At 62.4% G+C, this 12,765-nt stretch carries 13 protein-coding genes; 4 read left to right on the top strand and 9 right to left on the bottom strand.

Going from position 1 to position 12,765, the window contains the following annotated elements; genetic code table 11:
- The first annotated feature begins 16 nt into the window (after positions 1-16).
- Genes ureE through ureG form a run of 3 tightly spaced genes read left to right on the top strand, consistent with a single transcriptional unit; the run spans position 17 to position 1,818 of the window.
- A complete protein-coding gene (ureE, locus tag D4A92_RS21420; protein ID WP_203017197.1) occupies positions 17-499 on the top strand; it encodes an urease accessory protein UreE in 483 nt (160 codons plus the stop codon).
- Positions 486-1,178: an urease accessory protein UreF gene (locus D4A92_RS21415; protein WP_203017195.1), complete on the top strand. Its 693-nt coding sequence runs from the start codon at positions 486-488 to the stop codon at positions 1,176-1,178. The genes ureE and D4A92_RS21415 overlap by 14 nt, the downstream gene beginning before the upstream one ends.
- A 28-nt stretch (positions 1,179-1,206) precedes the next feature.
- A complete protein-coding gene (gene ureG, locus D4A92_RS21410; RefSeq protein ID WP_203017193.1) occupies positions 1,207-1,818 on the top strand; it encodes an urease accessory protein UreG in 612 nt (203 codons plus the stop codon).
- Between the two features lie 34 nt (positions 1,819-1,852).
- Here ureG and D4A92_RS21405 read toward each other — a convergent pair whose 3' ends face one another.
- The 8 genes from D4A92_RS21405 to D4A92_RS21370 all read right to left on the bottom strand — a co-directional run bounded on the left by D4A92_RS21405 (position 1,853) and on the right by D4A92_RS21370 (position 11,751).
- The gene (locus D4A92_RS21405) at positions 1,853-2,536 is read right to left on the bottom strand and encodes a Crp/Fnr family transcriptional regulator (RefSeq protein WP_203020091.1); all 684 of its coding nucleotides are present in this window, start codon (positions 2,534-2,536) and stop codon (positions 1,853-1,855) included.
- A 275-nt stretch (positions 2,537-2,811) separates the two neighbouring features.
- Positions 2,812-6,135 carry an efflux RND transporter permease subunit gene (locus D4A92_RS21400; RefSeq protein WP_203017192.1) on the bottom strand — a complete coding sequence of 1,108 codons (3,324 nt, stop codon included), beginning with the start codon at positions 6,133-6,135 and terminating at the stop codon, positions 2,812-2,814.
- A gap of 14 nt (positions 6,136-6,149) precedes the next feature.
- On the bottom strand, positions 6,150-7,340 hold the full coding sequence (locus D4A92_RS21395; RefSeq protein WP_203017191.1) for an efflux RND transporter periplasmic adaptor subunit: 1,191 nt from the start codon (positions 7,338-7,340) through the stop codon (positions 6,150-6,152).
- 321 nt (positions 7,341-7,661) lie between these two features.
- On the bottom strand, positions 7,662-8,654 hold the full coding sequence (locus D4A92_RS21390) for an ABC transporter substrate-binding protein (RefSeq protein WP_203017190.1): 993 nt from the start codon (positions 8,652-8,654) through the stop codon (positions 7,662-7,664).
- Between the two features lie 30 nt (positions 8,655-8,684).
- The gene (locus tag D4A92_RS21385) at positions 8,685-9,551 is read right to left on the bottom strand and encodes an ABC transporter permease (RefSeq protein ID WP_203017189.1); all 867 of its coding nucleotides are present in this window, start codon (positions 9,549-9,551) and stop codon (positions 8,685-8,687) included.
- Entirely contained in the window at positions 9,548-10,435 is an 888-nt protein-coding gene (locus D4A92_RS21380; RefSeq protein WP_203017187.1) for an ABC transporter permease, read from the bottom strand. Before D4A92_RS21380 ends, D4A92_RS21385 begins: the two co-directional genes overlap by 4 nt.
- Positions 10,435-10,770: a hypothetical protein gene (locus D4A92_RS21375; protein WP_203017186.1), complete on the bottom strand. Its 336-nt coding sequence runs from the start codon at positions 10,768-10,770 to the stop codon at positions 10,435-10,437. Before D4A92_RS21375 ends, D4A92_RS21380 begins: the two co-directional genes overlap by 1 nt.
- A 192-nt stretch (positions 10,771-10,962) precedes the next feature.
- On the bottom strand, positions 10,963-11,751 hold the full coding sequence (locus D4A92_RS21370; RefSeq protein WP_054148384.1) for an ABC transporter ATP-binding protein: 789 nt from the start codon (positions 11,749-11,751) through the stop codon (positions 10,963-10,965).
- 124 nt (positions 11,752-11,875) lie between these two features.
- Here D4A92_RS21370 and D4A92_RS21365 point away from each other — a divergent pair, with 124 nt between their 5' ends.
- The gene (locus tag D4A92_RS21365) at positions 11,876-12,289 is read left to right on the top strand and encodes a cupin domain-containing protein (RefSeq protein WP_203017185.1); all 414 of its coding nucleotides are present in this window, start codon (positions 11,876-11,878) and stop codon (positions 12,287-12,289) included.
- An 8-nt stretch (positions 12,290-12,297) separates the two neighbouring features.
- Here D4A92_RS21365 and D4A92_RS21360 read toward each other — a convergent pair whose 3' ends face one another.
- A complete protein-coding gene (locus tag D4A92_RS21360; RefSeq protein WP_203017183.1) occupies positions 12,298-12,765 on the bottom strand; it encodes a hypothetical protein in 468 nt (155 codons plus the stop codon).

Here is a 12,765-nt window from a genome sequence, read left to right as displayed (position 1 = left end):
CCATGCCGGAGTTTTCATGCAGCGTGCAACGTCTTTCAAACCCGCCGGTTTCATCACCGACGCGCCTGATGGCGTCGTTGTGCTTCCCCATGACGGGCGCCATCTGCGGCGCAAGCTCTTGCATCTCGACAATGGCGAGATGGTCATGCTCGACCTTAAGGAGCCGGTGCTGTTTCATCATGGAGATCGGCTTGTGCTCGACGATGGCACGACCATCGAGATCCAGGCGGCGGAGGAGCGGCTCTTCGAGATCCGTGCGCGCGACACGCTGCATCTGATCGAACTCGCCTGGCATCTCGGCAACCGGCATCTGGCGGCCCAGATCGAGACCGACCGCATTCTCATCCAGCGCGATCACGTCATCCGCGACATGCTGGCCGGGCTCGGTGCCGAGGTCAGCGAGGTCGTGGAGCCGTTCCAGCCGGTGCGCGGGGCCTATCATGCCCATGGTAACGGCCACGGAGGGGGGCACCAGGATGCCGGCCATGGCCACGGCTGAACTCGGAGCCGGTGGCCTTGCCGGACGCCAGGCGCTCCTGCGTCTCATGGCCTGGATGTCCCCGGCCTTTCCGGTCGGTGGGTTCTCCTATTCCGCGGGCTTCGAGAGCGCGGTGGTCGAGGGCCATGTCGTTGATGGTGACGCGGTCGAGGCCTGGCTTCAGATGCTGATGAGTGATGGCGGGCTGCGCAATGATGTGATCCTGCTTTCCGAAGCGCATCGCTGCCAGAGCGAGGGAAGGGCGCTTTCCGACTTGATTGCACTCGCGGCGGCGTTGGCGGGGTCCGCGGAGCGGCATGCTGAAATTACCCGGCTCGGCGAGGCATTCGTCAAGGCCGCTTCCGCCTGGCCGCATCCGGTGATCGACGCACTGGCGGGGCCAGTTCCCTACAGCGTCGCTGTTGGTGCGGTGGCCGCATCCCATGGCGTCGACCGATCGGACGCGCTTGCCGCCTTTCTGCATGCGCAGATGTCGCAATATGTCTCCGTCGCGATCCGCCTCGGGGTGATCGGACAGACGCGCGGGGTGGCGATCCTCGCTGCATCGGAAAGCCGCATTCTCGATGCTGTCTCCAGATTTTCCGAGCTCGGCCTCGACGATCTCGGATCAGCGACCGTGATTGCCGATACGCTCAGCATGCGCCACGAGACGCAATATTCACGGCTTTTCCAATCCTAGGCGAAAGCGCTCACACAGGACGAAGATGATGAAATCGAAGAATGGTCCTCTCCGCGTCGGGATCGGCGGACCGGTCGGCTCCGGCAAGACGGCGCTGACGGAAAAACTCTGCAAGGCCATGCGCGACGACTATTCGGTCGCGGTCGTGACCAACGACATCTATACCCGCGAGGATGCCGATGCGCTGATCCGCATGCAGGCTCTGAGCTCGGATCGCGTCGTCGGCGTCGAGACCGGCGGCTGTCCGCATACCGCGATCCGTGAGGATGCCTCGATCAATCTCAAGGCCATTGCCGATCTCAATGCACGCATCCCGGATCTCGACGTGGTCTTCATCGAGTCGGGCGGCGACAATCTCGCGGCAACCTTCTCGCCCGATCTCGCCGACATCACCCTCTACGTCATCTCGGTTTGCCAGGGCGAGGAGATCCCGCGCAAGGGCGGGCCAGGCATCACGCGGTCGGATCTGCTTGTGATCAACAAGACGGATCTCGCGCCGCATGTCGGCGTCGATCTTGAGGTCATGGAGCGGGATGCGGGAAAGATGCGCTCGGAGCGCCCGTTTGTCTTTACCGATCTGAAGCGGGGTTCCGGCGTCGACAGGATCGTCAGCTTCCTGCAGCAGAGTGGGGGGCTCTGAGCGGAAGCCAAGGGGGTACCGGGTGCCGATGCCCTCAGATCTGCCTGAGGGCGTTGACGTCGCTGATCTGGATCGTGCGTCCACGCACGATGACGCCGACGCGGCGCAGTGAAGAGAACGCGCGGGACAGGGCCTCCGGTGCCAGGCCCAGCTTGCCCGCAAGCAGGCTCTTCTGGAACGGCAGGCGGATGGAGGCCGGGCCGCCCTCGGCTTCACAATGGGTCAGGAGATAATGCGCCACGCGCTGGGGGGCGGTCTGCAGGCGGTCATTGGCAATACAGTCCATGGTCGTGCGCAGATGGTCGGACAGGCAGCGGATGACCGCCTTTGCGACATCCTTCTCCTGTTCAGAGAGGGCCCGGACGCGCTGCAGGTCAAAACGAGCAAGCGTCACCGTTTCAGCCGCCTGGGCGTTGTAGAGATACTTGTCGCCGACGGCCAGTAGGCATTCTGCAAAGGTGTCCCCGGGACCGCAAATGCGGATGTCGGCCTCGCGGCCGTCCTTGTTGAGGCGGTAAAGGCGCACATAGCCGGTCAGCACGCTGTAGAAGCTGTCGGCCGGCTCTCCTTCGCGGAACAGGACCTCACGCGCCTCGTAGGTGGAGATGTTGGCGATCTCCATCATCGAGGCCATCGCCGTGGGGCCAAGTTGTGACAAGAACGACGTCCGCAGTAGCGTGTTCTTGTCGCGCGTGTTCAGTCTCAGGATCTTGTTCACGGTCTTCACGGCTCCCCATCCATCACGGTATCAGGGCATGCACCGCTGCGGTCGTCGCGCCGCCTCCGCCTTGCCGGATGTGCACGTCTCCTGCAGGTCCGGGTGATCTTGCCCTTTCCAGTGACAGTCACATTATCGCGAGCAGGGGGAGATCGGATTGATTTCGATCAACCGCCTTGAGGCAAATCAGACTTCCCTAATCTGAGCCTGGCGGCTGCTAAAACGCCAGAGGCCGGGCACTTGGGCCCGGCCTCTGGTCTCGATGAGAAAACGCCTTACTCTGCCGCGAGCGGCGGCAGGTTGATGACGTTGCCGTTGCCATCGCGCTTGCGGTTGACCGGCTGGTTGCGTTCCACGGCTGCGACACGCTTTTCCATGGCTTCCAGCGCCTGAACGTTCTGACGCGCCAGGAAGGAAAGCACTTCCGGCGTGAGTGGCTCTTCCTCTTCCTCTTTCTTGCCGACGAAGCGACCGAAGAACCATCCGAGCAGTCGGGAGACATCGTCGAGGATCAGGAAAAAGGCCGGCACGACCACAAGGCTCAACACCGTCGAGACGATGATACCGCCGATGACCGCGATCGCCATCGGCGCACGGAACGAGCCACCTTCGCCGACGCCGAGCGCCGAGGGCAACATGCCCGCCGACATGGCGATCGACGTCATGATGATCGGGCGGGCGCGCTTGCGGCCCGCTTCGACCATGGCCTCGAGCCGGTGCATGCCCTGACGGCGCATTTCGATGGCGAAGTCCACCAGCAGGATGGCGTTCTTGGTCACGATGCCCATCAGCATCAGGATGCCGATGAGGACCGGCATCGAGAGCGCGTTGTTGGTGATGATCAGCGCGACCGCCACGCCGCCGATCGCGAGCGGCAGCGAGAACAGGATGGTGAAGGGCTGGATCACGTCCTTGAACAGAAGGATCAGCACTGTCAGCACCAGAAGCAAGCCGAGGATCATGGCGTTGACGAAGCTCTGCTGCATTTCCGCCTGGATCTTGGCGTCACCGCTTTCGGCGAGGCGAACGCTTGCCGGGATCTCGGCAGTTTCAACCGTGGTGCGATAGGCGGCCGTTGCCGTATCCAGCGCTACCCCCTGCGGCAGGCTCGCGCCGATGGAGACAACGCGGTTGCGGTCGTTGCGCTTGATCGACGATACGCCTTCCGCGTAGTCGATGTCGGCGACGCTGGAGAGCGGGACAGTCGCGCCGCTTGCCGTGCGTATCTTCAGCGAGCGGATGGCAGCGAGGTCCGTGCGCATGTCCAGTGAAGCCTGGACGCGGATCGGGATCTGCCGGTTGTCCAGCGAGATCTTCGGCAAAGCGGCGTCCACGTCGCCGATGGTCGCAACGCGAACAGTCTGGGCGATCTGCTGGGCGGTTATGCCGAGGCGGGCCGCCTCATCCGCACGTGGGCGGATCTGCAGCTCCGGACGCGGCAGGGCGCCATCGGCACTGACATTGGCGAGTTCCGGCACCTGGCGAAGCTTGGCTTCAAGGATGCCGACAGCCTGGTTCAACTCTTCCTCGTTCTTGGACAGGAAGTTGAAGGTGATGTCGCGTTCGCCGCGGTCATTGAGCTTGGTGATCCGGATGTCCGGAATACCGGCAAGCTTGGCGAAGACCTCTTCCTCGACATCCCATTGCGGACGGATGCGGCCGTTTTCGGGAAGTTTCGGCAGGTATTGGCCGATCAGGGGAATGTTGCCGAGACCGCCATTGACCAGCGTCTTGGCGAGCGAGTGCTCGATCCGGTCGAGGTTCATGGTGACGCTGGCGCGACGCAGTTCTAGATCCCCGCGCGGTGAGGAACCGCCGAGGATGAAGATGCTGGCGACATCGGGCACGTCCTGGATGGCCGCGTAAATCTCGTCGGTCTTGCGTTCCGTTTCGTCGAGCGTCGCATTCGGCGGAAGTTCGACGGACAGAACGATACGGCCTGCATCTTCCGGCGGAATGAAGCTGCCGGGGACGCCTGCGAGAAGGATGATCGAGCCCACCAGAAAGGCGATCGCAGCAGCCAGCGTGCCGAGACGCGAATACCAGTGGCGCGTCGTGAAGCGCACGAGCTTCGTGTAGAGCTTCAGCGGCAGGCTGTCGTTGTCGTGATGGTCGTCCATCGCGTCTTCCGCCCGCATGAGATAGGCGGCCATCATCGGGGTGATGAGACGCGCGACAAGCAGCGAGAAGAAGACGGAGAAGGCCACAGTCAGGCCGAACTGGATGAAGTACTGGCCGGGAATGCCCGGCATGAAGGACACCGGCACGAAGACGGCAATGATCGTAAACGTCGTCGCGATGACGGCGAGACCGATTTCGTCGGCCGCCTCGATGGCCGCCCGGTACGGCGTCTTGCCCATCTTGATGTGTCGGGCGATGTTCTCCACCTCGACGATCGCGTCGTCGACGAGGATACCGGTCGCCAGCGTCAGGGCCAGGAACGAGACGAGGTTCAGCGAGAAGCCCATCATGTCCATGACCCAGAAGGTCGGGATGGCCGAGAGGGGCAGCGCTACGGCCGAGATCAGGGTTGCACGCCAGTTGCGCAGGAAAAGCAGAACCACGATGACGGCGAGGATCGCACCCTCGACGAGGGTGTGCATCGCGGCTTCGTAGTTGCCATAGGTGAAGTAGACCGAGTCGTCGATCATCTCGATCTGGACATCGGGGTTTTCGGCGCGAACCGTGGCGAGGCTCTCGGCGACGGTTTCTGCTACCGTGACTTCACTGGCACCCTTGGCGCGGAAGACGGCGAAGGACACGACCGGCTTGCCGTCGTGACGGGCGAAGGACCTCTGTTCCTCGTAAGTGTCGTATACACGACCGAGGTCGGAAAGCTTCACGAAGCGGCCGCCGGGGAGCGCAATTGTGGTGTTGGCAAGGCTCTCGACGTCGCGGTTGTCACCGAGCGTGCGGATCGACTGCTCGGCGCCGGCTACCTGGCCGCGGCCCGAGCCCAAATCGACGTTGGTGCCCTTCAACTGGCCCGAGATGTCGGAGGCGGTGACGCCTAGCGCATCGAGGCGGTGGGGATCGAGTTCGACGCGCACCTCGCGATCGGCGCCGCCGTAGCGGTCGACGCGGCCGATGCCGGGCTGGCCCTGCAAGGCGCGCTTGACGGTATCGTCGACGAACCAGGAGAGTTCGGCAAGGTTCATGTTCGGCGAGGAGACGGCGAAGCTCTGGATTGCCTGGCCCTCGACGTCGATCTTCGTGACGATCGGCTCCTCGACGGAGGCCGGAAGATCGCCACGGATCTGATCGATCGCGTCCTTGACGTCCTGCACCGCCTGTTCGGTCGGCACTTCCATGCGGAACATGACGACGGTCTGGGACATCCCGTCGGTGACGGTCGAGTTGATTTCGTCGACGCCGGTGATCGAGGCCACCGCGTCTTCGACCTCCTTTGTCACCTGGCTTTCGAGTTCAGCCGGGGAGGCGCCGCTCTGGCCGACGGTGATCGCCACCAGGGGCACGTCGATGTTCGGGAAGCGGGTGATCGGCAGCGCATAAAACGACTGGATGCCGACGACCATCAGCAGGAAGAAGCCAAGGATCGGCGCAATCGGATTGCGGATGGACCATGCAGAGAAATTCATGGCGTCGTCGCCTCTCAGTTGGAAACGCTGCTGGTTTCTTCCACGGGATTGATGCGGTCGCCGTCACGGACAAAGACGCCCGCCTTGGCCACCACCTTGTCCCCTTCATCAAGGCCTTCTGTCACCTCGACATAAGCTCCGTCCTGAATGCCGATACGGATCTCCACCATCTGGACGCTACCATCGGAAACCTTGCGTACCGTCGTCTTTCCGCCCTCGGTGGTAATTGCCGAGAGGGGTAGGGCAATGCCCTTCGTCTCAGTCACAATAATCGCCGCATTGCCATACATGCCGGAGCGAGCCGCCGCATCATCGTCAAGCGCGATATGCACCGAGCCGAGGCGCGTGACCGGATCAATCACAGGAGACACGAGTCGGACGGAGCCCGACAGCGGCTCGGCGCGTCCGGCAACCGAGATGGCCGCCTTCTGGCCCGGCTGCAGGCGCAGGATATCATTTTCCGGGACGTCCGCCACAAGTTCGATCTGACCATCGCGAATGACGGTGAAAAGCGGCTGACCGGCCCCGGATGCGATCGCGCCGATACGCGCATTGCGCACGGAAATCGTGCCGGCCACAGGCGATTTGACCTCAGTGCGCGCAAGACGCAGATCGATGTCGGCGATCTGGCTGTCGACGACCTTGATATCGGCATCCGCAACCGTAATCGCCTGACGCGCGGTTTCCACGCGGGCGGTGGCGCTTGCGAGCGCAGTTTCAGCCTGCTCTTTTTGTGCGGTCGAGACGGAACCAGAAGAGACGAGGCGCGTTGCACGATCGAACTGGCGCTGCGCGTCACTCAGGCTCGCTTCCGCTTCGACGACTTGAGCCTGATACTGGGCAAGTGCCGCTTCCGCCTTGGCGCGGTTGGCCACCAACTGGCTGCGCTGGAGCACGAGCGTGTCTTCGTTCAGTCGCGCAACAACAGCGTCGGCTGCGATCGTGTCGCCGACATCCGCTTCGAGAGACTTGATCTGCAGCCCTTCGACCTGGGGTTGGATCTGGACCTCTTCAACGGCCATGACGGTCCCCGTCGCGACGACGCGGTCCACCAGGTCGCGGGTCTGGGCCGGGGTGACGATAATGGCTGGAAGGTTCTGGGCCGGTGCCGGAGGTGTCGGCTGCTCCTGCGCCAGCGCGACCGAGGCCGACAGCGAGATAGTGGCGGCCATCAATACGGCCTTGGCGCTCGTGTTAAGAAACATAGGTCCCTTCCCAAAGATCTATTATGCAGTTCACGCCCTGATACGTGGCGACAAGCCATTCGGCTCACCGGCCTAATCCCGCCTGACGATAAAGCGCGTCTTCACAACCGCGGCATTGAAATCTAGTGAAAGAGGTGGGGGATGGCGAAACCGCTTGCAAGTGGCGGAACAGCCGATTCCCTGATTCCTCTGAAAATTGTTCAATATAGAACGGTAGTGTTGCCGAACTGCCAGACCAGGCGTCTGAATCGATAAGCAGAACCTACAAAAAAACACGGGGACCGCTGCCCCCGTGTCTCTATTTTCAATGGTCCGCCAAGACTATTTCAGGGCCGCGTCGGTGATCTCGGTCGTGAAGGCACCGGTCGGCTCCTTGGTGATGACAGGATCCGAGCCGCCACCGAGCAACGTCTTGACCGTGCGGTCATAGTCGGCCTGGTCGAGCGCGCCATTGGAGCCTGCCGTCAGCTTGGCGACTTCGCTCATCATGCGCTTCTGATGGGCTTCGGTCTGCGCGCCGGACGCATCGTTTTCGAGCACGATTTCGGCGGCTTCGTCGGAGTTCTCCTCGGCATACTTCCAGCCCTTCATCGAAGCGCGGACGAACTTGACCATCTTTTCCTTGAAGGCCGGATCGGCGAGCTTGTCTTCGAGCACGTAAAGACCGTCTTCGAGGGTGGCCACACCTTCGTCTTCATACTTGAAGGTCACCAGTTCCTCCGGCTTGATGCCGGCGTCAATGACCTGCCAGTATTCGTTATAGGTCATCGTGGAGATGCAGGCGGCCTGCTTCTGCAGGAGCGGATCGACGTTGAAGCCCTGCTTCAGGACGGTGACGCCGCCATCCGAACCGTCAGTCTTGATGCCGAGCGTGCTCATCCAGGACAGGAACGGATACTCGTTGCCGAAGAACCAGACGCCGAGGGTCTTGCCCTTGAAATCCTCCGGCGTGGTGATGCCGGTTTCCTTCAGGCAGGTCAGCATCATGCCCGAGGACTTGAAGGGCTGCGCGATGTTGACGAGCGGAACGCCCTTCTCGCGGGTGGCCAGAGCCGACGGCATCCAGTCGACGATCACATCTGCGCCGCCACCGGCCAGAACCTGCGGAGGAGCAATGTCAGGGCCGCCCGGCTTGATTTCGACGTCGAGGCCTTCTTCTTCGTAGAAGCCCTTGTCCTTGGCGACGTAATAGCCGGCGAACTGGGCCTGGGTTACCCACTTCAGCTGGAGGGTCACCTTGTCGGCGGCGGCGGCCTGCATGGCGGTCAGCGAGACCGCAGCAGCCAGCAGCATGGATGCGAGTTTGACAGTCATTTCAGTTCCCTCTTTTTTTGTTGGTGCAGTTCACGCCCGTCCACCACGGACGGACGGATGCCAGAAGGTGACCCAGCGTTCTGCCAGTGCCACCAATCCGTAGAAGACCGAGCCGGCGAGTGCGGCAACCGCAATCTCGGCCCAGACCATGTCGACATTCGAGCGTCCGACCTCTGTCGAGATACGGAAGCCCATGCCGACAATCGGGGTGCCGAAGAATTCTGCCACGATCGCACCGATCAGCGCGAGGGTGGAATTGATCTTCAGCGCATTGAAGATGAAAGGCCAGGCGGCCGGTAGCCTTAGGCGCACCAGCGTTTGCCACCAGGAAGCGGCATAGGTATGCATCAGGTCGCGCTCCATGTGGCTGGCGGCGGCCAAACCCTGGACAGTGTTCACCAGCATCGGGAAGAAGGTCATGATGACGACGACCGCGACCTTGGACTGCCAGTCGAAGCCGAACCACATGACCATGATCGGTGCGATGCCGACGACGGGAAGGGCGGAGACGAAGTTGCCGATCGGCAGCAGGCCCTTTTGCAGGAAGGGCGAGCGGTCGATCAGGATTGCAACGAGGAAGCCGAGGCCACAGCCGGCGACATAACCCGTGATGACAGACTTCAGGAAAGTCTGCTGGAAATCCGCCCAGAGGATATGGGTGGAGGTGAGGATCCGCGCCCAGATCATCGACGGGGCGGGGAGCAGGATCGAGGGGATCTCGAAGCCGCGCACCATGCATTCCCAGATCACGAGCAGGGTCACGCCGAAGATCAGGGGGACGGCGAGGCCGATCGCGCGTTTCGCCGTCTGGTCCTTTGGACGGCGGCGGACAAGCCACTCGTTGAGGCCCCAGGCACCGAGCCAGAAGACGAAGGCGAAGACGAGGTAACCGTTCATGGCTTGACCCCCATGCGTGCGAGCACCCGTGTATGGGCCATGCCGACGATCGAGACGAGCAGGGCCGCCAGCCCCGCCGCCATGAAGAGGGCGGCCCAGATCTGGATGGTCTGGCCATAGTAGGAGCCGGACAGCAGGCGGGCGCCAAGACCGGCGACGGCCCCTGTCGGCAGCTCACCGACGATCGCGCCGACCAGCGAGATGGCGATTGCGACCTTCAGCGAGGTGAAGAGGTATGGCATCGACGCCGGCCAGCGGAGCTTCCAGAAGGTCTGAGACTGGCTGGCATTATAGGTGTGCATCAGGTCGAGGAGCAGGATGTCCGGACTGCGCAGGCCCTTCACCATGCCGACGACGATCGGGAAGAAGGAAAGATAGGTGGAAATCAGCGCCTTGGGCATGAGGCCTGAGATGCCGATGGAATTGAGAACCACAATGATCATCGGCGCAATCGCGAGGATCGGGATGGTCTGAGAGGCGATCACCCAGGGCATCAGCGACTTGTCCATCGCCCTGTTGTGCACGATGGCGATGGCGAGCACGATGCCGAGTACGGTGCCCATGGCAAAGCCCATCAGCGTGGCGGAAAGCGTGATCCAGGCGTGGTAGACAAGGCTGCGCTTGGAGGTGACGGCCTTGTTGATGGTGGTATCCCAGAGTTCGGCGACGATCTGGTGCGGGGCCGGCAGGACCGGACGTTCCTGGGCGAAGGTTCGCTCGACGATCTGGGAGAAGGTGATCGTCTCGCCGGCGCGTGCCGCCTGGTCGCGCACGAAGGGCGCGTTCAGATAAATGACGAAGACATGCCAGATCACGAGGATCGCCAGGATGACGGTCAGAACCGGCAAGATGCGGTCACGAAAGGCGGAAGGGGCTGACGTCATCAGACACCTCCTTTTGCAGGAAAGAGCATCAAAGCCATGGAGACGACACCGAGCGCGACGCCGGCCATCTGAACCGCGCTCAGCCTCTCGCCGAAAAGGAGGAAGGCAATGACATTGATGAGCACCAGTTGGGCGACCGCTGAGGCGGAGATGGCAAGGCCTAAGCCCCCCTCGCGCATCAGCTTCACCATCATCAGATTGCCGATGCAGTAGAGGGCGAGCGAGGCCGCGAGCACCCAGAGCTTGCCGTTGTCGACATAGGCCCGGGAGACGGTCGCGGCACCGAGGAAGGTCGCCATGGCGGCACCGAGCCAGAGGAGGAAGGTGGGGTTCATGGGGTGGACCCCGCTTCCGTTGCGCGGGTTTTACCCCCCTCTGTCACTCCGTGACATCTCCCCCACAAGGGGGGAGAGTGGCGGCTAGCGCTTTGCCATGAGAGCGGGACGGCGACCACATCCCGTTCTCCCCCCTTGTGGGGGAGATGCCCGGCAGGGCAGAGGGGGGTAACCATATACTCCATGTGGATGTTATTCCTCATAGCTATGCCCCGCCTTCAGGCCCTCGCGCACCCGATGCGCGATCTCGAGAAATTCCGGGGTCTCGCGGATGTCGAGCGGGCGTTCCTTGGGAAGCGTCGACTCGATGATGTCGGTCACCCTGCCGGGACGCGGGCTCATCACGACGATCTTGGTAGAGAGATAGACGGCCTCGGGGATCGAGTGGGTGACGAAGCAGATCGTCTTGTTGGTGCGGTCCCAGAGTTTCAGCAGCTCGGAGTTCAGGTGGTCGCGTACGATTTCGTCGAGCGCGCCAAAGGGTTCGTCCATCAAGAGCAGGTCGGCGTCGAAGGCGAGCGCGCGGGCGATCGAGGCGCGCTGCTGCATGCCGCCTGACAGCTGCCAGGGATATTTCTTGGCAAAGCCCGACAGGTTGACCAGCTCCAGCGTCTGCTCGATGCGCTTCTTCTTTTCCGCCGCACTATAGCCCATGATTTCAAGCGGGAGCGCGATGTTGTTTTCGATCGTGCGCCAGGGATAAAGGGCCGCTGCCTGGAAGACATAGCCGTAGGAGCGCGCCTTGCGTGCTTCTTCCGGTGTCATCCCGTTGACCGTGATCTCACCGGCGGTGTGCTTTTCGAGATCGGCGATGACGCGCAGGAAGGTGGTCTTGCCGCAGCCGGAGGGGCCGATGAAGGAGACGAAATCGCCCTTCTTCACCTCAAGGTCGACATTCGACAGTGCGTGGACGGGGCCGTCATTGGTCTCGAAGGTGAGGCTCAGGTTCCTGGCCGAGACGACGGAGTAGGGTGCATTCATGCGCTGGGACCAATCGGGTTCGTTGCAAAGGCAGCCTGCCTCTTGCATTCTTTTGACATGCGGCCGCTCGGGAGCAGCTGAGAAGGAGAGGCGGCTTTGCCGCGGAAGGGATGAAGATCAAACCATGGACACATCATCAAAGCCCACCTGCCGGATCGTGAAGCCCGGCCACACCTATGAGGGCAAGCAGGGACTGAGTTACTTCGAGGGCATTGCCGCTGAGACTGTGGGTGCGAAGGGCATCTGCATGCACGTCTTGACCATGCCGCCCGGAGCGCGCGCCAAGGCGCATCTGCACGAGAGCCACGAAACGGCGATCTACATGCTCTCCGGCCAGGCGCATACCTGGTACGGCGAGCGGCTGGAGAACCATGTGATCGTGCATGCAGGCGAGCTGTTCTACATTCCCGCCGGCGTGCCGCATTTGCCGGCGAACCTGTCGAATACGCCCTGCACGGCGATCATTGCGCGGACAGACCCCAACGAGCAGGAAAGCGTTGTGCTTTTGCCGGAGCTGGATGGGCTGGTGGAGGTGTGACGCTGGCTTCATCTCGCCAGACCCTCTCTCTGGGGCAGGGCGATCCACCTGTAGATGATCGCGCAGATCATGCCTGTCGGAGCGAGCGACATCGCCATTGATGCCTCGTTCTGATTGAAAAAGCGGCCCCAGGTTGCCAGTTGCAAAAGGGCGATGCCGGACAGAGGGCATGCGGCACCGGCAATGGCGAAATGCCACCAGCGGTTCCAACGCATCCGCAGCAGCACCCAGGTCGCCAGCAAGGTGAAGGGAGCGGCCAGCAACAAGGCAACCGGCAGGATCTCGAGGGTCAGCTGGAGTGCTTGGAGAATGGGGCGCGGAAACATCGAGATGAAGTGCGGCAGGCGGCCGTAAGTGAAGGCATCTTCGACCTCCATGGTGGCCCAGATGCCCATGACGCCGACAAACACGGCCGCTGCATAGCCCGCGCCGAAGCGGGCACTCCTCAGCAGCCATGCCTTCTTCGCTGGCCTCAC

The sequence above is a fragment of the Rhizobium rosettiformans genome (assembly GCF_016806065.1).
Classification (GTDB): domain Bacteria; phylum Pseudomonadota; class Alphaproteobacteria; order Rhizobiales; family Rhizobiaceae; genus Allorhizobium.
This window is presented reverse-complemented; position numbering and strand designations above follow the sequence as displayed.

Bases quoted from the DNA above. Each gene is read 5' to 3' on its own strand.
- ureE (WP_203017197.1), top strand. From the start codon at position 17: ATGCAGCGTGCAACGTCTTTCAAACCCGCCGGTTTCATCACCGACGCG.
- D4A92_RS21415 (WP_203017195.1), top strand. From the start codon at position 486: ATGGCCACGGCTGAACTCGGAGCCGGTGGCCTTGCCGGACGCCAGGCG.
- ureG (WP_203017193.1), top strand. From the start codon at position 1,207: ATGAAATCGAAGAATGGTCCTCTCCGCGTCGGGATCGGCGGACCGGTC.
- D4A92_RS21400 (WP_203017192.1), bottom strand. From the start codon at position 6,135: ATGAATTTCTCTGCATGGTCCATCCGCAATCCGATTGCGCCGATCCTT.
- D4A92_RS21395 (WP_203017191.1), bottom strand. From the start codon at position 7,340: ATGTTTCTTAACACGAGCGCCAAGGCCGTATTGATGGCCGCCACTATC.
- D4A92_RS21390 (WP_203017190.1), bottom strand. From the start codon at position 8,654: ATGACTGTCAAACTCGCATCCATGCTGCTGGCTGCTGCGGTCTCGCTG.
- D4A92_RS21385 (WP_203017189.1), bottom strand. From the start codon at position 9,551: ATGAACGGTTACCTCGTCTTCGCCTTCGTCTTCTGGCTCGGTGCCTGG.
- D4A92_RS21380 (WP_203017187.1), bottom strand. From the start codon at position 10,435: ATGACGTCAGCCCCTTCCGCCTTTCGTGACCGCATCTTGCCGGTTCTG.
- D4A92_RS21375 (WP_203017186.1), bottom strand. From the start codon at position 10,770: ATGAACCCCACCTTCCTCCTCTGGCTCGGTGCCGCCATGGCGACCTTC.
- D4A92_RS21370 (WP_054148384.1), bottom strand. From the start codon at position 11,751: ATGAATGCACCCTACTCCGTCGTCTCGGCCAGGAACCTGAGCCTCACC.
- D4A92_RS21365 (WP_203017185.1), top strand. From the start codon at position 11,876: ATGGACACATCATCAAAGCCCACCTGCCGGATCGTGAAGCCCGGCCAC.